The 16,178-nt window shown below is 59.4% G+C and carries 16 protein-coding genes and 1 pseudogene; 11 read left to right on the top strand and 6 right to left on the bottom strand.

The window, feature by feature from the left end; translation table 11 throughout:
- Nucleotides 1–20: 20 nt before the first annotated feature.
- A complete protein-coding gene (locus IMW75_RS01175) occupies nt 21–752 on the bottom strand; it encodes a HugZ family pyridoxamine 5'-phosphate oxidase (protein ID WP_205891661.1) in 732 nt (243 codons plus the stop codon).
- A 164-nt stretch (nt 753–916) separates the two neighbouring features.
- On the opposite strand from IMW75_RS01175, the gene IMW75_RS01170 reads away from it, so the two are divergent.
- Entirely contained in the window at nt 917–1,675 is a 759-nt protein-coding gene (locus IMW75_RS01170; RefSeq protein WP_045057991.1) for an SDR family oxidoreductase, read from the top strand.
- Between the two features lie 136 nt (nt 1,676–1,811).
- Here the strand turns inward: IMW75_RS01170 and apbC are convergent, their stop codons facing one another.
- Nucleotides 1,812–2,906: an iron-sulfur cluster carrier protein ApbC gene (gene apbC, locus IMW75_RS01165; protein WP_045057992.1), complete on the bottom strand. Its 1,095-nt coding sequence runs from the start codon at nt 2,904–2,906 to the stop codon at nt 1,812–1,814.
- 259 nt (nt 2,907–3,165) lie between these two features.
- Here apbC and metG point away from each other — a divergent pair, with 259 nt between their 5' ends.
- From metG to IMW75_RS01125, 8 genes and pseudogenes are all read left to right on the top strand, one after another.
- Complete coding sequence (metG, locus tag IMW75_RS01160) at nt 3,166–5,217, top strand: methionine--tRNA ligase (protein WP_205891660.1); 2,052 nt, start codon at nt 3,166–3,168, stop codon at nt 5,215–5,217.
- Nucleotides 5,218–5,321: 104 nt separating this feature from the next.
- Complete coding sequence (locus IMW75_RS01155; RefSeq protein ID WP_045057994.1) at nt 5,322–5,891, top strand: electron transport complex protein RnfA; 570 nt, start codon at nt 5,322–5,324, stop codon at nt 5,889–5,891.
- Between the two features lie 17 nt (nt 5,892–5,908).
- Nucleotides 5,909–6,283: pseudogene (gene rsxB, locus IMW75_RS27290) on the top strand (electron transport complex subunit RsxB); the annotation flags it as partial.
- A 424-nt stretch (nt 6,284–6,707) separates the two neighbouring features.
- On the top strand, nt 6,708–7,700 hold the full coding sequence (locus IMW75_RS01145) for an RnfABCDGE type electron transport complex subunit D (protein ID WP_205891659.1): 993 nt from the start codon (nt 6,708–6,710) through the stop codon (nt 7,698–7,700).
- Entirely contained in the window at nt 7,697–8,305 is a 609-nt protein-coding gene (locus tag IMW75_RS01140) for an RnfABCDGE type electron transport complex subunit G (RefSeq protein ID WP_045057996.1), read from the top strand. The genes IMW75_RS01145 and IMW75_RS01140 overlap by 4 nt, the downstream gene beginning before the upstream one ends.
- Nucleotides 8,306–8,331: 26 nt before the next feature.
- Nucleotides 8,332–8,808 (top strand): Rnf-Nqr domain containing protein, encoded by a 477-nt coding sequence (locus IMW75_RS01135; protein WP_236695831.1) that lies wholly within the window; start codon nt 8,332–8,334, stop codon nt 8,806–8,808.
- 24 nt (nt 8,809–8,832) lie between these two features.
- Nucleotides 8,833–9,471, top strand: coding sequence for an endonuclease III (nth, locus tag IMW75_RS01130; RefSeq protein ID WP_045057998.1), 639 nt, complete (start codon nt 8,833–8,835; stop codon nt 9,469–9,471).
- A gap of 106 nt (nt 9,472–9,577) precedes the next feature.
- On the top strand, nt 9,578–9,757 hold the full coding sequence (locus IMW75_RS01125) for a PA3496 family putative envelope integrity protein (RefSeq protein WP_030128194.1): 180 nt from the start codon (nt 9,578–9,580) through the stop codon (nt 9,755–9,757).
- A 65-nt stretch (nt 9,758–9,822) separates the two neighbouring features.
- On the opposite strand, the gene IMW75_RS01120 is transcribed toward IMW75_RS01125, so the two are convergent.
- The 3 genes from IMW75_RS01120 to IMW75_RS01110 all read right to left on the bottom strand — a co-directional run bounded on the left by IMW75_RS01120 (nt 9,823) and on the right by IMW75_RS01110 (nt 13,381).
- Complete coding sequence (locus tag IMW75_RS01120; RefSeq protein ID WP_205891658.1) at nt 9,823–10,449, bottom strand: response regulator transcription factor; 627 nt, start codon at nt 10,447–10,449, stop codon at nt 9,823–9,825.
- 667 nt (nt 10,450–11,116) lie between these two features.
- On the bottom strand, nt 11,117–12,334 hold the full coding sequence (locus tag IMW75_RS01115) for an argininosuccinate synthase (protein ID WP_008032151.1): 1,218 nt from the start codon (nt 12,332–12,334) through the stop codon (nt 11,117–11,119).
- Nucleotides 12,335–12,463: 129 nt separating this feature from the next.
- On the bottom strand, nt 12,464–13,381 hold the full coding sequence (locus IMW75_RS01110) for a flagellar protein MotY (RefSeq protein ID WP_045058000.1): 918 nt from the start codon (nt 13,379–13,381) through the stop codon (nt 12,464–12,466).
- 159 nt (nt 13,382–13,540) lie between these two features.
- Here IMW75_RS01110 and pyrC point away from each other — a divergent pair, with 159 nt between their 5' ends.
- Both pyrC and rnt read left to right on the top strand, forming a co-directional pair.
- A complete protein-coding gene (gene pyrC, locus IMW75_RS01105; protein WP_205891657.1) occupies nt 13,541–14,587 on the top strand; it encodes a dihydroorotase in 1,047 nt (348 codons plus the stop codon).
- Nucleotides 14,584–15,258, top strand: coding sequence for a ribonuclease T (gene rnt / locus IMW75_RS01100; RefSeq protein WP_045058002.1), 675 nt, complete (start codon nt 14,584–14,586; stop codon nt 15,256–15,258). The genes pyrC and rnt overlap by 4 nt, the downstream gene beginning before the upstream one ends.
- Before the next feature lie 69 nt (nt 15,259–15,327).
- Here rnt and IMW75_RS01095 read toward each other — a convergent pair whose 3' ends face one another.
- The gene (locus IMW75_RS01095; protein ID WP_017340570.1) at nt 15,328–15,930 is read right to left on the bottom strand and encodes a peroxiredoxin; all 603 of its coding nucleotides are present in this window, start codon (nt 15,928–15,930) and stop codon (nt 15,328–15,330) included.
- Between the last annotated feature and the right edge of the window lie 248 nt (nt 15,931–16,178).

Here is a 16,178-nt window from a genome sequence, read left to right as displayed (position 1 = left end):
GACGTCGCCATTTCGTGAATTCAAGCGCCGGCCACCGGATTTTTTGGCCAATGCTCGGCGTGAGCCAGGAAAACCAAGGCTTCGCGCACTTGTGTCGGCGTATTACACGGCGTTTGGAACGGTAGCCAGTACAGGCTCTGACCGATGCGCAGGTGCATGCCTTCGGTATCGATACCCGCCAGCAGGGCCGGCTCGGTTTTGGGCAGGCCGGCCAGTTCTACATAGTGCGCGATGGCTTTGCCATGATCGGCGTTCATGTGCTCGACCATGCTCGCTTCCGCCTTCCCGGCGAAGGGGTTGGCCAGGGTCAGTTGATCCACCCAGTGGATCGCGCCGAAACCGCCGATGTAGCGATGGCGCACGGGATTGAGCATCCAGAAGTCGAAATCATGGGCCTGGTGATAATTCTGCGAATCAGGGAAATAGCGGTAATAACGCTCTGCGGCAGCCTCGATGGCCGTGGGGTCGTCGATTTTTTCGGCTTCGGCGAGGTAGGTGAGGCGGCCGACGGCCTGCACGTCTTCAGCGCCACGCTCGCCCACGAACAACGAGCATTTTGGATCTTTGTGCAAGTTATGGGTGTGCTGGGCGATGCGGCTGATCAGGATCAGCGGCCGCCCCTGCTCGTCCAGGCAATACGGGACGACAGAACCGAATGGAAAACCGGGCATGGCCTTGGAGTGGGTCGACAGCACGCCACGGTATTCCTTGAGAAGCAATTCTCGGGCATTCTTGGCCGCTTCAACGCTCAATTTATGACTCCTTATATAGAATCCGTCGAAAAAACGGACGGGCGACTGGGGATAAGTTCCCAGTCGCCATCGGGCAATTCTCATGTGCAACCCGTCCACGACCGGTGCAGATAAGGGCGGCTCTCTAGAAGGAAGACCCCTCAAACTGCGACCAGGGCATGCGAATGCAACTCACTGACAAAGTAATCATTATCACTGGCGGTTGCCAGGGTTTAGGCCGTTCGATGGCCGAGTATTTCGCAACAAAAGGCGCCAAATTGGCGCTGGTGGACTTGAATCAGGAAAAACTCGACGCTGCGGTTGCCGCGTGCAAGGCCCAAGGGGTCGAGGCCCGTGCCTACCTGTGCAACGTCGCCAATGAAGAACAGGTGTCGCACATGGTCGCCCAGGTAGCCGAGGATTTCGGCGCAATCCATGGCCTGATCAACAACGCCGGCATCCTGCGTGATGGCTTGCTGCTAAAGGTCAAGGACGGCGTAATGAGCAAGATGAGCCTGGCCCAGTGGCAGGCGGTTATCGATGTGAACCTGACCGGCGTGTTCCTGTGCACCCGTGAGGTCGCGGCGAAAATGGTTGAGCTGAACAACAGCGGCGCGATCATTAACATCTCGTCGATTTCCCGCGCCGGCAACGTCGGCCAGACCAACTACTCGGCAGCCAAGGCCGGTGTCGCCGCAGCCACCGTGACCTGGGCCAAGGAACTGGCACGCTACGGCATCCGCGTAGCGGGCATTGCGCCAGGCTTTATCGAAACCGAGATGACCCTGGGCATGAAGCCTGAAGCGTTGGAGAAAATGACTGCCGGTATTCCGCTCAAGCGCATGGGCAAACCGGACGAGATCGCGCATTCGGCAGCTTATATCTTCGAGAATGACTACTACACCGGGCGGATTCTGGAAATGGATGGCGGGTTGCGGATCTAAAGCAAGATCAAGAGATCGCAGCCTCGCTTCGCTCGACAGCTCCTACAGGGAATGCCCCCTCTCCCGTAGGAGCTGTGTAGGAGCTGTCGAGTGAAACGAGGCTGCGATCTTTCAACAAGCGACGCCGATCAGCAGATCAATCGTCGCTGATAGTGATGTTCGGCATCGCCGGCGAAGCCGCTTCCTGCAGCACAATGCGCGCGCCTACATGGCGAGCCAGTTCCTGATACACCAGCGCAATCGGGCTGTCCGGCTCGGCGATCACCGTGGGCTTGCCGCCATCGGCCTGCTCGCGGATAGCCATCGCCAGCGGCAACGAGGCCAGCAGTTCAACGCCGTACTGATTGGCCAGCTTCACTCCTCCGCCTTCACCGAACAGATGCTCGGCATGCCCGCAATTGGAGCAGATGTGCACGGCCATGTTTTCCACTACACCCAGTACCGGAATGTTGACCTTGCGGAACATTTCGACACCTTTGCGGGCGTCCAGCAGGGCCAGATCCTGCGGGGTGGTGACGATCACGGCACCCGCCACCGGGACTTTCTGCGCCAGGGTCAACTGGATGTCGCCGGTGCCTGGCGGCATGTCGATGACCAGGTAATCCAGGTCGCCCCAAGCGGTTTGTGTCACCAGCTGCAACAACGCACCGGACACCATCGGGCCGCGCCAGACCATGGGTGTGTTGTCGTCGGTGAGGAACGCCATGGACATCACTTCTACGCCATGGGACTCGATCGGCACGAACCATTTCTGATCCTTGACCTTGGGCCGTGTGCCCTCGGCAATACCGAACATGATGCCTTGGCTCGGGCCGTAGATGTCCGCGTCGAGAATACCGACCTTGGCGCCTTCGCGCGCCAGCGCCAGCGCCAGGTTGGCAGCGGTGGTGGATTTGCCGACGCCGCCTTTGCCGGAGGCCACGGCGACTACGTTCTTCACGTTGGCCAGGCCCGGAATCTGCGCCTGGGCCTTGTGTGCGGCGATGACGCTGGTGATATCAACGCGGGCGCTGGTCACGCCGTCCAGGTTTTGGAGGGCCATTTCCAGCATCTGCGCCCAGCCCGTCTTGAACAGACCGGCGGCGTAACCGAGCTCCAGCTGGACGCTGACGCGATCACCCTGGATGTCGATGGTGCGCACGCACCCGGCGCTGACCGGGTCCTGGTTCAGGTAAGGGTCGGTGTATTGGCGAAGGACGGCTTCCACCGCTGCGCGATTGACGGCGCTCATGGGCAACTCCGATAGCAAGACTGGAAAATCAGGCGGGTATCGTACCTGTTCTGATCGTTTCGCGGGATGCCGAGAAAAGATCGTCCGAACGCGGCCCGAGCCTTCGGCAGCGCCTACGCGCCTGTGGGCGCTGCCGAAGGCTGCGAGCTTTTGGCCGCACCACCGATTCAATCATCGGAGGAAACAACCTCACGGGGTGAAAAATCTGCGCCAGCGCTTTATAGTGGCCGACCTCCGTTTCATCAAGTAGCCGAGCCCCATGTCCGAGCCACGCAAGATCCTCGTCACCAGCGCCCTGCCCTATGCCAATGGTTCGATCCATCTTGGCCACATGCTGGAATACATCCAGACTGATATGTGGGTGCGCTTCCAGAAGCACCGCGGCAACCAATGCATCTATGTCTGCGCCGACGACGCCCACGGTTCGGCCATCATGCTGCGCGCGGAAAAGGAAGGCATCACTCCGGAGCAACTGATCGCCAACGTCCAGGCCGAACACAGCGCCGACTTTGCCGAGTTTCTGGTGGACTTCGACAACTTCCACTCCACTCACGCCGAAGAAAACCGTGAGCTGTCGAGCCAGATCTACCTGAAGCTGCGTGACGCCGGGCACATTGACCAGCGCTCGATCACCCAGTATTTCGACCCGGAAAAGAAAATGTTCCTGGCCGATCGTTTCATCAAGGGCACCTGCCCTAAATGCGGCACTGAAGACCAGTACGGCGACAACTGTGAAAAATGCGGCGCGACATACGCACCGACCGACCTGAAGGATCCGAAGTCGGCGATCTCTGGCGCCACCCCGGTGCTCAAGGATTCCCAGCACTTCTTCTTCAAGCTGCCGGACTTCCAGGAAATGCTCCAGGCATGGACCCGCAGCGGTACGCTGCAGGACGCTGTGGCGAACAAGATCGCCGAATGGCTGGATGCAGGCCTGCAACAGTGGGACATTTCCCGCGACGCGCCGTACTTCGGGTTCGAAATCCCGGGTGAGCCAGGCAAGTATTTTTACGTCTGGCTGGACGCGCCAATCGGCTACATGGCCAGCTTCAAGAACCTCTGCGCGCGTCGTCCAGACCTGGACTTCGACGCGTTCTGGGCCAAGGACTCCACCGCCGAGCTGTACCACTTCATCGGCAAGGACATCGTCAACTTCCACGCCCTGTTCTGGCCAGCGATGCTTGAAGGCGCCGGTTTCCGTAAACCGACCGGCATCAACGTGCACGGCTACCTGACCGTCAACGGCCAGAAAATGTCCAAGTCCCGCGGGACCTTCGTCAAGGCGCGGACCTACCTGGACCACTTGTCCCCGGAGTACCTGCGGTACTACTACGCGGCCAAGCTGGGCCGTGGCGTCGATGACCTGGACCTGAACCTTGAAGACTTCGTGCAGAAGGTCAACTCCGACCTGGTGGGCAAAGTCGTCAACATCGCCAGTCGCTGTGCCGGCTTCATCCATAAAGGCAACGCCGGCGTATTGGTGGCCGGCAACGTCGCACCGGAACTGACCGACGCGTTCCTGGCTGCCGCACCGAGCATCGCCGAGGCCTATGAGGCTCGTGACTTTGCCCGCGCCATGCGCGAGATCATGGGCCTGGCAGACCGCGCCAACGCGTGGATCGCCGACAAGGCACCCTGGTCGCTGAACAAACAGGAAGGCAAGCAGGACGAAGTCCAGGCCATCTGTGCCCTGGGTATCAACCTGTTCCGCCAGCTGGTGATCTTCCTCAAGCCGGTACTGCCGTTGCTGGCCGCCGACGCCGAGGCGTTCCTGAACGTCGCGCCGCTGACCTGGAATGACCACGCTACCCTGCTCAGTAACCACCCGTTGAACGAGTTCAAGCCGTTGATGACTCGTATCGACCCGGTAAAAGTGCAAGCCATGACCGACGCCTCGAAAGAAGACCTGACCGCCAGCGCCACCGACACCGGCGAAGCTGCCCAGGTCGGCAACGGCGAGTTGACCAAGGATCCGTTGTCGCCGGAAATCGAGTTCGACGCCTTTGCCGCCGTCGACCTGCGCGTTGCGCTGATCCTCAAGGCCGAAGCCGTGGAAGGTGCCGACAAACTGCTGCGCCTGACCCTGGACATCGGCGATGAGCAGCGCAATGTGTTCTCCGGGATCAAGAGCGCTTATCCTGATCCGTCCAGGCTCAATGGTCGCCTGACCATGATGATCGCCAACCTCAAGCCACGAAAAATGAAGTTCGGCATCTCCGAAGGCATGGTGATGGCAGCGGGCCCAGGCGGTGAAGAGATTTACCTGCTCAGCCCGGACAGCGGCGCCAAGCCAGGTCAGCGCATCAAGTAAGGTTCGATCTGCTCGACCGATCCCACAGTCGTGCCCGGCATGACTGTGGGATTTTCATGTCTGGCCCATAATTACCCCATAGGAGCCTGCAACCTCGGACGATCATGAGCGAAATTATTCTTACGCTTGTCAGCGCAGCCCTGATCAACAATTTCGTGTTGCACTGGCCGCTGGGCGTCGATCCACTGCTGGGGGCCGAGCGCCGCCAGGTGCATGCACTGGGCATCGCCACGACGAGCCTGATGCTGATCGCCGGCCTGCTCGCTCATGCGCTCCATCGGTGGCTGCTGGTCCCCCTGCAACTGACATCGCTGCAATTGCTGGTCTTCCTGCCGCTGAGCGTGCTGCTGATCAGTCCGGTGCTGAAGTTACTGTCTGCTGCATTGCCCCAGCTCTGCTTTGAACGACTATGGCCGCTGGTACTGGGCAACGCCGCCGTCCTGGGCCTGATGCTGCTCAACGCGCGGGACGACCTGGGTATGCTGCGCGCCACGGCCCTCAGCCTCGGCGCGGGCTTGGGCTTCTGGCTGGTGCTGAGCCTGTTCAGCGACTTGCGCCAACGTACACGTGATAATGATGTCCCCCTGCCCTTCCGCGGCCTGCCGATCGATCTGATAGGCGCCGGACTGATCGCAGTGGCTTTTCTCGGATTCAGCGGACTGATCAAAACATGAGTCTGATTCAACGCATCGACGCCCTTCTGCCGCAGACCCAATGCGGCAAGTGCGGCCATCCAGGATGCAAACCCTACGCCGAAGGCATCGCCGCCGGGGAGCCGATCAACAAATGCCCGCCCGGGGGCGACGAGACCATCAGCGCGCTCGCCGAGCTGTTGAAGGTTCCGGTGCTGGAGCTGGATATCAGCCGCGGCGCGGCGCCGGCGCAAATTGCCTACATACGCGAAGCCGAGTGCATTGGTTGCACCAAGTGCATCCAGGCCTGCCCTGTCGATGCGATTGTCGGCGCGGCAAAATTGATGCACACCGTAATCATCGATGAGTGCACCGGGTGTGATCTCTGCGTAGCGCCCTGCCCGGTGGATTGCATCGAGATGCGGCCGCTGCCACTGAAAACGGTGGTGCCGGTCGTCGGTGGGCTCGCCATAAGCCTTGAAGAACACCGCGCACGAGCCGTCAAACGCAACCACGCCCGCGGCCGCTTCGAACAGCGCAATGCGCGTTTGCAGCGCGAGGAACAACAGAGAATCGCCGAGCGCCTGGCCCGGGCGCAGCAGGCCGTACCCAAGGCTGACGAGATTGCGCAGGATCCGGTCCGGGCCGCCCTCGAACGGGTTCGCGCGCAGAAGGCCGCAGGCGCTGACGCGGCGTTGAAAAAGGCCAAGATTGAAGTGGCCATGAGCCGCGCCCAGCTGAACAAATCACTCAAGGCGTTCGGGCATCCCCCAACCTTCGACCAGCAATCGCAGTTGATCGTACTGCAACAGCAATTCGAAGCCGCCGAGCAGGCCTTGGCGAAACTGGTGCACGCCCATGCCTCCCCTTGAACCGGTCGATGAGCGCTTGCAGCAGGCGATGAAGCTGGTGCTGTTGGCGCTGCTGCCCGGTATGGCAGTGATGTTCTGGCTGAACGGCTGGGGCATGCTGATCAATCTGCTTCTGGCGGGTATTTCCGCCCTGGCCACCGAAGCGCTGGTGCTGCATTTGCGCAAGCGCCCGTTGTGGCCAACCCTGCAAGACGGCAGCGCGCTCGTCACGGCGACACTCCTGGCGCTGGCCCTGCCCCCGTATTGCCCTTGGTGGGTGACTGTCAGCGCCGCCCTCTGCGCGATGGCATTCGGCAAGCACCTGTACGGCGGCGTCGGCAGCAACCCCTTCAACCCGGCGATGCTCGGTTTCGCCTTGGTGATGGTGAGTTTCCCGCAACAGCTGACGCATTGGCCGGTGTCCCATGGCATGGACCTGTTGAAGGGCCTGCAGCACGTCTTCGGTCTTGGCGTGGATCAGGCGCCGGACGCCTGGGCCCAAGCCACTGCGCTGGACAGCCTGCGCATCAATAAAAGCCTGACCATGGACGAGCTGTTCACGGCCAATCCGGCGTTCGGCCGCTATGGTGGCCACGGCGTGGAATGGGTCAACCTGGCGTTTCTCGCCGGGGGCGTTTTTTTGCTGCAGCGCCGGGTGTTCACCTGGCATGCGCCGGCCGGGATGCTGTCCAGCCTGTTCGTCATCAGCCTGCTGTGCTGGAACGGCTCGGGCTCCGATTCCAATGGCTCGCCGCTGTTTCACCTGTTGACCGGCGCGAGCATGCTGGGCGCGTTTTTCATCGCCACCGAACCGGTGTCCGGGCCCAGGACCCCGGGTGCGCGCCTGCTGTTCGGCGCGGGCGTGGGGCTGCTGACCTACGTGATTCGCACCTGGGGTGGCTATCCTGATGGGGTGGCGTTTGCCGTGCTGCTGATGAATCTGGGCGTACCCGCGCTGGACCGACTGGTGGCGTCGCGGCAGGAAAGGCTTGCGCGATGAATCGAACCACGAGCATTGCCACCCTGGCGTTACTGGCGGTGCTGGGCACCGGCGGGACCTGGTTCGTCCAGCATACGGCCGCACCGCGTATTGCCGAGCAACAACGCCTGCTCGACAGTCGTCACTTGCTCGACATGCTCGCGCCTGACAGCTATGACAATCAGCCACTGGAGCAACCGCTTAGCCTCGCCGACGTCAAGCTGGCCCATAGCACCCTGCTCGGCGGCTACCGCGCGACGCGATCCGGACAGGTCATTGCCTTGTTGCTGCGCAGCCAGACCCTGGGTTATGCGGGCAGCATTGACTTGATGATCGCCATCGGTCCCGACGGCAGGCTGCTGGCAGTCAAGACCCTCAAGCACTCGGAAACTCCGGGGCTCGGCGCTCATATCGCCGACTGGCCGCAGGGCTGGCTCCAGGTGTTTGCCGGCCGGTCACGCGCCGATCCTGTCGACGCGGGATGGGCGCTGAAAAAGGATCAGGGGCAGTTCGACCAGATTGCCGGCGCAACCATCACCTCACGGGCGGCGATCAATGCCATCCATGACGCGTTACGCTATTTCGACGAACATCGGCAGGCCTTGATTGGGGGTAGTGACGAATGAAAAGGTCATCCTTGCCAGGTGCTCTGATGCTGACACCGTTGATCGGTGCCACGTATTCGTGGATGCCCGCGCTGGGCGTATGGCTGATGTTCGTTGTCGTCATCAGCGTGTTCGGCTTGGCCATGGCGGGGCTGCGCCTGCGGCTGACGCCCGCAAGCCGGCTGGTGGCCGCAGTGATCGTCGCGGCAACGTTCACCAGTTGCCTGCAACTGGCCCTGCAAGCTATGGCCTTGCAGTGGCACCAGCAACTGGGACTTTACTCAGGACTGATTGCCTTGCAATGCGTGGTGCTCGAATACAGTGGATTTCATCAGCGCCCAGTGCTTGATCGCCTGCGCCAGGCCGCAATATTTGGCGTACTGATGGTAGGCCTGGGCCTGTTGCGCGAGCTGCTTGGCGACAGCGGGCTGCGCCTGGCCACGCTGGCCCCGGGGGGGTTCATTGTGCTCGGACTGCTGATCGCTGCACGGCAAGCCTGGGCGCGCCCCATCTCATCGAATTGACTCCTGCGAGGAAACGCACTTCACATGAATGCCGCAAAACGTCTGGAAATTTTCCGCAGGCTGCATGAAGACAACCCGGAACCGAAAACCGAGCTTGCCTACTCTTCTGCGTTCGAACTACTGATCGCGGTAATCCTCTCGGCGCAGTCAACCGACGTAGGCGTCAACAAAGCCACAGCCAGGCTTTACCCGGTCGCCAATACTCCGGCGGCCATTCATGCGCTGGGGATCGAGGGTCTGTCGGAGTACATCAAGACCATCGGCCTGTTCAACAGCAAGGCGAAGAATGTCATCGAGACCTGTCGCCTGTTGGTGGAACGCCACGGCGGTGAAGTGCCGCAAACCCGCGAAGAACTGGAAGCGCTGCCGGGCGTGGGTCGCAAAACAGCAAATGTGGTCCTCAACACCGCATTTCGGCAATTGACCATGGCCGTTGACACTCACATTTTCCGGGTGAGCAACCGAACGGGTATAGCGCCAGGCAAGAACGTGGTGGAGGTCGAGACCAAGTTGATGAAGTTTGTGCCCAAGCAATTTTTGCTTGATTCCCACCACTGGCTGATCCTCCACGGGCGCTATGTGTGCCTGGCCCGCAAGCCGCGGTGTGGCAGTTGCCGCATCGAAGACCTGTGCGAATACAAGCACAAGACTTCGGACGATTGAGTGACTATTAGGTTTCTTTATCAACCGATTGAAAAAATCTTTTTTACCCGCTGGGAGATTATCGATATAAGAGGCGCCAAAGGCATCTTTAGCCTGGAGTTAACCTATGAGCACTGGCAAAGAGCAATTGGACGTCGAAGACGATTTTACTCCCGTGGAGGCTGATGACGCCGAACCGGTGGTGGAAGTGGCAAAGACCAACCTGAGCAAGCGCCGCACCATCGATAATATGTTGGAGGAGCGCCGACTGCAAAAGCAATTGGCCGATTACGATTTTGACTTGTGAAACCTGAAAGCCTCCCGAAACGGAGGCTTTTTACTTTGTATGAAGCATGATCAGGGCCTGCGCCTTCACACCAGGCCATTGCGTTGAGCCAACTCGATCAGGTCGACCAGGGAGCGTGCATTGAGTTTAAGCAGCAAGCGGGTTTTGTAAGTGCTGACGGTCTTGTTGCTGAGGAACATTCCGTCGGCAATTTCCTTGTTGGTTTTTCCTCTTGCCAATTGTTGCAAGACCATCATTTCGCGCCCCGATAGCCGATCCACCATATCGGCTTCACTGGCATTGCCTAGACTGGAGCGCACTGTATGCAGCGCCTGATTGGGAAAGTAACTGTAGCCCGACAGCACCGCTTTGATCGCACTTAACAACTCTGTGAGATCCTGCTGTTTGCAGACATACCCGGCAGCGCCCAACTGCATGCAACGCATGGAAAAACGCCCCGGCGCCTGCGATGTCAATATCAGTACTTTCATCGGCATCGCAGAAGATGCCAGCCGCGCAATGACTTCCAACCCGTCCAACTTCGGTATCCCAATATCCAGAATGACAATGTCCGGCGTATAGTCGCGGGCATGTTGCAATGCGTCTACACCATTATCGGTCTCTGCAACGACCTCGTAGCCATGACGTTCCATCAGCAAACGCACCGCAAGACGAATGACGGGGTGATCATCCACGATCTGCACTTTATTCATGGGCAAGTCCAATTTTCGCTGTTCGAATTTTTAGAACCAGCACAATAGCCTAGTCGTTTCACCCTTGGCACGGTGCGTCCCCTGCGCGCCCTCACCAAGAGACATACCCTACAAAACATAAAGAAAATTCCTACAAAAAATCCTTGAACTGAGCGAACAGGAGTGAGGGTACTGACCACCAAAATCCGTTTGCCCGGGTTTTTTTGTATCGGAATGCGAGATCGGGGATTTCTTACAATTCCAGATATTTACGTATTCGGCACGACTTATCAGATCAGCACCAACAATAAAACAAATGAAGTAACCACGATAGATGCGCAACAGTGAGCAATAATTACCGAAAAAAGCCTTGATCGATCCTAGTGAAAAGCAGGCACATTAAACGAACAACTCTGGACGCTTATCATGCACCGGCCAACACCCACAATGTTCAAACTATTTGCTAATTAAACATACAATCAAACAAGTAAAAACAATGGACAGAATCAAGCAAACACCAACCAACCCCATGTCAATATTTGCGATATTCGCAACGTTATCTGAAGCCTGCCGAGGCGGGACGCCAGTGGACACACGCAAACCAACGCGCACCGCCGATGGCAGGCACGAATGACAAAAAAAAAGGCCTTGTCGATGACAAGGCCTTTCATTCATTGGCTCACAGGGCTCAGAACAGCTTGCGGCCCTTGTTCGCGGCAATGCGCATGCGCAACGCGTTGAGCTTGATAAAGCCCGCTGCGTCCGCCTGGTTGTAGGCTCCGCCGTCTTCTTCGAACGTTGCGATATTGGCATCGAACAAGGATTCGTCAGACTTGCGACCGGTGACGATCACGTTGCCTTTGTACAGCTTCAGGCGCACAACACCATTCACGTGGGCCTGGGATGCGTCGATCATCTGTTGCAGCATCAGACGCTCAGGGCTCCACCAGTAACCGGTGTAGATCAGGCTGGCGTATTTAGGCATCAGCTCGTCTTTGAGGTGAGCCACTTCACGGTCCAGGGTGATCGATTCGATCGCCCGGTGGGCGCGCAGCATGATAGTGCCGCCTGGGGTCTCGTAACAGCCACGGGACTTCATGCCCACATAGCGGTTCTCGACGATGTCCAGACGACCGATGCCGTGTTCGCCACCTATGCGGTTAAGGGTCGCCAGCACGGTGGCCGGGGTCATCTCGACGCCGTCCAGCGCGACGATGTCGCCGTTGCGGTAGGTCAGTTCCAGGTATTGCGCCTTGTCTGGAGCCTTCTCCGGGGAGACGGTCCATTTCCACATGTCTTCTTCGTGCTCGGTCCAGGTGTCTTCCAGCACGCCGCCCTCATAGGAGATGTGCAGCAGGTTGGCATCCATCGAGTACGGGGACTTCTTCTTGCCGTGACGCTCGATCGGAATCGCGTGCTTCTCGGCGTAATCCATCAGTTTTTCACGGGACAGCAGGTCCCACTCACGCCACGGAGCGATCACTTTCACACCAGGCTTCAAGGCATACGCGCCCAGTTCGAAACGAACCTGGTCGTTACCTTTACCGGTGGCACCGTGGGAAATGGCGTCAGCGCCGGTTTCGTTGGCGATTTCGATCAGGCGCTTGGCGATCAACGGACGAGCGATGGAAGTACCCAGCAGGTACTCGCCTTCGTAAACGGTGTTGGCGCGGAACATCGGGAAAACGAAATCGCGCACGAACTCTTCGCGCAAGTCGTCGATGTAGATCTCTTTGACGCCCATGGCCTGAGCCTTGGCGCGTGCAGGTTCGACCTCTTCGCCCTGACCCAGGTCAGCGGTGAAAGTCACCACTTCACAGTTATAAGTATCCTGCAGCCACTTGAGGATCACCGAAGTGTCCAGGCCGCCGGAATACGCCAGAACGACCTTGTTTACGTCCGCCATGCCATCACTCCACGGGGTTCTACGGAAAGCCGTCGAGTCTACCGGTCATGCGCGTTAATTTACAGAGGCGCGACAGCTTATGACGACGAAGCGACAGATTCTGTCGAGAGCGCGACGATGACTCGCCGGTCAGGAAGTTGCAGGCGCGGCCCCGGGAGTGTTGGTCTGCGGGGCGACTTGAGGGGCGGCCTTGTCTGCAGCCACGCGCTCAAGACGCACGGCCACCCGCCGGTTCTTCGCCCGGTTGGCGGCGTTGGTATTGGGTGCCAACGGATACCGCTCGCCGTGGAAACGCAGGGTTACCTGCGACTCCAGGATGCCATTGGCCTTGAAGAACTCCATCACCGCCAGCGCTCGGCGACGTGACAGGTCACGGTTGGTCAGGCGGTTGCCGCTGTTGTCGGAGTGCCCATCGAGTTCGATGTGATTGACCGTTGGATCGGCCTTCATGTACTCCAGCATCACCTGCAACTGAGCCTTGGCGCGCGCGTCGAGGTCCAGGCTTTCTCCGGGAAAACCGATCTGTAACTGCCTCACCTGTTCGAAATTCTTCGGCAACAGCTTCGCCACGCAGCCTTGGTACTCATTGAACGCCTGACTGAACCTGACTGGTAACAGGCGCACTTCCGACACTCGCCCATCGCCTGACGAATGCCGGATCACCGGGCTGCGGCCGTCGAGCAAGCCGCTGATCAAGCGGCCGGCCTGGACCTGGGACGTATTAAAAAGCACGTTGCCACTGCCGATATGCACCGAGCCCAGGTTGATGTCGCCACGTCCCGGCTGCCAGGGAGCCGCAGCGGCCAGCAGCGTCGCCGACCCGCCGCCGATCATCGCGTTGTAGGCCGTCAGACGGAACACCGCCTGCTCGCCCGCGCGGCGAACGAACTCGCCCGCACCGAAGTCCGTGATGGGCTGGGCCAGACGGCATTCGAACCGGTCGCCGGCGACCGTCCACTCGGTGTTCTCCAGGCGGGTCTGGAAAGTCAGCGCCATCGCGGGGACGCTGGTAAACACACTGAGCAAGGCTAAATATCGCTGGCGCACGGGAGGCTCCACTGGCTTCGACAACTGAAAGACGGACGCCGACTTGTTTACGGCGTACCTGTTGGATATCGGAAGGTTGTCGCAAAACTTGATAGCGAGTGCCTGGAAGAGTCTTTTCCGGTAGCATTCCCCTCAGTTTGACCCGCCTGGAATCCCCTCATGTCCGACCGCCTGACCCTGCTGCGTCCCGACGACTGGCACATTCATCTTCGCGATGGTGCCGTGTTGACCAATACCGTCGCGGATGTCGCGCGCACCTTTGGTCGCGCCATCATCATGCCCAACCTGGTACCTCCGGTACGCAATGCGGCTGAAGCCGATGGCTATCGCCAGCGGATCCTCGCCGCGCGCCCATCTGGCAGCCAGTTCGAACCGCTGATGGTGCTGTACCTGACCGACCGCACCCAGCCTGAAGAAATTCGCGAGGCCAAGGCCAGTGGATTCGTGCACGCCGCCAAGCTGTATCCGGCCGGTGCCACCACCAACTCGGACTCTGGCGTCACCAGCATCGACAAGATCTTCCCGGCAATCGAGGCCATGGCCGAAGTCGGTATGCCCTTGCTGATCCATGGTGAAGTCACCCGTGGCGATGTCGACGTCTTCGATCGGGAGAAAATCTTCATCGACGAGCACATGCGTCGAGTGGTCGAGCGTTTCCCGACCCTCAAGGTGGTGTTCGAACACATCACCACCAAAGACGCCGTGCAGTTCGTCAACGAAGCCTCGGCCAACGTCGGCGCAACCATCACCGCGCATCACTTGCTGTACAACCGCAATCACATGCTGGTGGGCGGGATTCGGCCGCACTTCTACTGCCTGCCGATCCTCAAGCGCAATACCCACCAGGAAGCCCTGCTCGACGCCGCCACCAGCGGCAGCGCCAAGTTCTTCCTGGGTACCGATTCGGCGCCGCACGCCCAGCACGCTAAAGAAGCCGCCTGCGGTTGTGCCGGTTGCTACACCGCTTATGCGGCAATCGAGATGTACGCCGAGGCATTTGAACAACGCAACGCGCTGGACAAGCTCGAAGCCTTCGCCAGCCTCAACGGCCCGAGCTTTTACGGCCTGCCGGCGAACACCGATCGCATCACCCTGGTCCGCGAGGAGTGGACCGCCCCTACCAGCCTGCCATTTGGCGAGCTGACCGTTATCCCGCTGCGCGCCGGTGAAAAACTGCGCTGGCGCCTGCTGGAGGAACACGCGTGAGTGAAGACCATTACGACGACGAACAGGAAGGTCAAGGCGGCGGTGGTTCACGCCACCCGATGGCTGCCCGCTTCCGTGGGTACCTGCCAGTCGTTGTCGACGTTGAAACCGGTGGTTTCAACTCTGCCACTGACGCCCTGCTGGAAATCGCCGCCACCACGATTGCCATGGATGAAAAAGGCTTCGTGTATCCGGACCACACCTACTTCTTCCGTGTAGAGCCTTTTGAAGGGGCGAACATTGAAGCGGCAGCATTGGAGTTCACCGGGATTAAGCTCGATCACCCCCTGCGCATGGCGGTGAGCGAAGAAGCTGCACTGACTGATATTTTCCGCGGCATCCGCAAGGCACTCAAAGCCAACGGTTGCAAGCGCGCGATCCTGGTCGGCCACAACAGCAGCTTCGACCTGGGCTTCCTCAACGCAGCCGTTGCGCGCCTGGACATGAAACGTAACCCGTTTCATCCGTTCTCCAGCTTCGATACCGCAACCCTCGCCGGTCTCGCCTACGGTCAGACCGTGCTGGCCAAGGCTTGCCAGGCCGCCGACATCGATTTCGACGGTCGTGAGGCGCACTCGGCTCGCTACGACACCGAGAAAACCGCTGAGCTGTTCTGCGGCATCGTCAATCGCTGGAAGCAGATGGGCGGCTGGGAAGACTTCAACGACTGACGCAGTCGGTTTATCCCATCCATAAAAAAACCGGCCGCAATGGCCGGTTTTTTTTGCCTCGAATGCGCCTTACAGGGCAGCAGCATTCTCGGTCAGGTAAGCAGCAACGCCTTCAGTCGAAGCCGTCATGCCCTTGTCGCCTTTCTTCCAGTTGGCAGGGCAGACTTCGCCGTGCTCTTCGTGGAATTGCAGAGCGTCGACCAGACGGATCAGCTCTTCCATGTTACGGCCCAGCGGCAGGTCGTTGATGATCTGCGAACGGACAACGCCTTTGTCGTCGATCAGGAACGCGCCACGGAAAGCCACGCCGCCTTCGGACTCAACGTCGTAGGCCTTGGCGATTTCGTGCTTCATGTCGGCAGCCATGGTGTAGCGAACCTGGCCGATACCGCCATTGTTCACCGGGGTGTTGCGCCATGCGTTGTGAGTGAAGTGCGAGTCGATCGACACTGCGATCACTTCGACGTTGCGTGCCTTGAAGTCAGACATGCGGTTGTCCAGAGCGATCAGCTCGGACGGGCAAACGAAAGTGAAGTCCAGCGGGTAGAAGAACACCAGGCCGTATTTGCCTTTGATGGCCGACGACAGGGTGAAGCTGTCTACGATTTCGCCATTGCCGAGTACGGCCGGTACGGTGAAGTCAGGGGCTTGCTTGCCTACGAGTACGCTCATTGATATCTCCTGGTGTAGAAACGTGAAGTTCCGGGTCGGTGCCAGCCTGCCACCTTCAGGCGACAGCCCTGTGACACGAACCCGCTTCATAAGGACCGGCAATCATACACTGGGTTTTTAACCTGTCCCCAACGGATTTCCCGAGCGCCACAAAATATCGTGGCCGATGATTCCGTTAGTCTGAACCGTTCGTCAGAGACACGCCCTTATAACGAGATGCTTTCATAAACCACTTTGACAATCATTCT

This window comes from Pseudomonas gregormendelii (assembly GCF_017114825.1).
GTDB classification, from domain to species: Bacteria; Pseudomonadota; Gammaproteobacteria; order Pseudomonadales; family Pseudomonadaceae; genus Aquipseudomonas; species Aquipseudomonas gregormendelii.
The sequence above is the reverse complement of the archived record's forward strand: the minus strand, read 5'-3'. Positions and strand labels throughout refer to the sequence as shown.

Bases quoted from the DNA above. Each gene is read 5' to 3' on its own strand.
- IMW75_RS01170 (WP_045057991.1), top strand. From the start codon at position 917: ATGCAACTCACTGACAAAGTAATCATTATCACTGGCGGTTGCCAGGGT.
- apbC (WP_045057992.1), bottom strand. From the start codon at position 2,906: ATGAGCGCCGTCAATCGCGCAGCGGTGGAAGCCGTCCTTCGCCAATAC.
- metG (WP_205891660.1), top strand. From the start codon at position 3,166: ATGTCCGAGCCACGCAAGATCCTCGTCACCAGCGCCCTGCCCTATGCC.
- IMW75_RS01155 (WP_045057994.1), top strand. From the start codon at position 5,322: ATGAGCGAAATTATTCTTACGCTTGTCAGCGCAGCCCTGATCAACAAT.
- IMW75_RS01145 (WP_205891659.1), top strand. From the start codon at position 6,708: ATGCCTCCCCTTGAACCGGTCGATGAGCGCTTGCAGCAGGCGATGAAG.
- IMW75_RS01140 (WP_045057996.1), top strand. From the start codon at position 7,697: ATGAATCGAACCACGAGCATTGCCACCCTGGCGTTACTGGCGGTGCTG.
- IMW75_RS01135 (WP_236695831.1), top strand. From the start codon at position 8,332: ATGCTGACACCGTTGATCGGTGCCACGTATTCGTGGATGCCCGCGCTG.
- nth (WP_045057998.1), top strand. From the start codon at position 8,833: ATGAATGCCGCAAAACGTCTGGAAATTTTCCGCAGGCTGCATGAAGAC.
- IMW75_RS01125 (WP_030128194.1), top strand. From the start codon at position 9,578: ATGAGCACTGGCAAAGAGCAATTGGACGTCGAAGACGATTTTACTCCC.
- IMW75_RS01120 (WP_205891658.1), bottom strand. From the start codon at position 10,449: ATGAATAAAGTGCAGATCGTGGATGATCACCCCGTCATTCGTCTTGCG.
- IMW75_RS01115 (WP_008032151.1), bottom strand. From the start codon at position 12,334: ATGGCGGACGTAAACAAGGTCGTTCTGGCGTATTCCGGCGGCCTGGAC.
- pyrC (WP_205891657.1), top strand. From the start codon at position 13,541: ATGTCCGACCGCCTGACCCTGCTGCGTCCCGACGACTGGCACATTCAT.
- IMW75_RS01095 (WP_017340570.1), bottom strand. From the start codon at position 15,930: ATGAGCGTACTCGTAGGCAAGCAAGCCCCTGACTTCACCGTACCGGCC.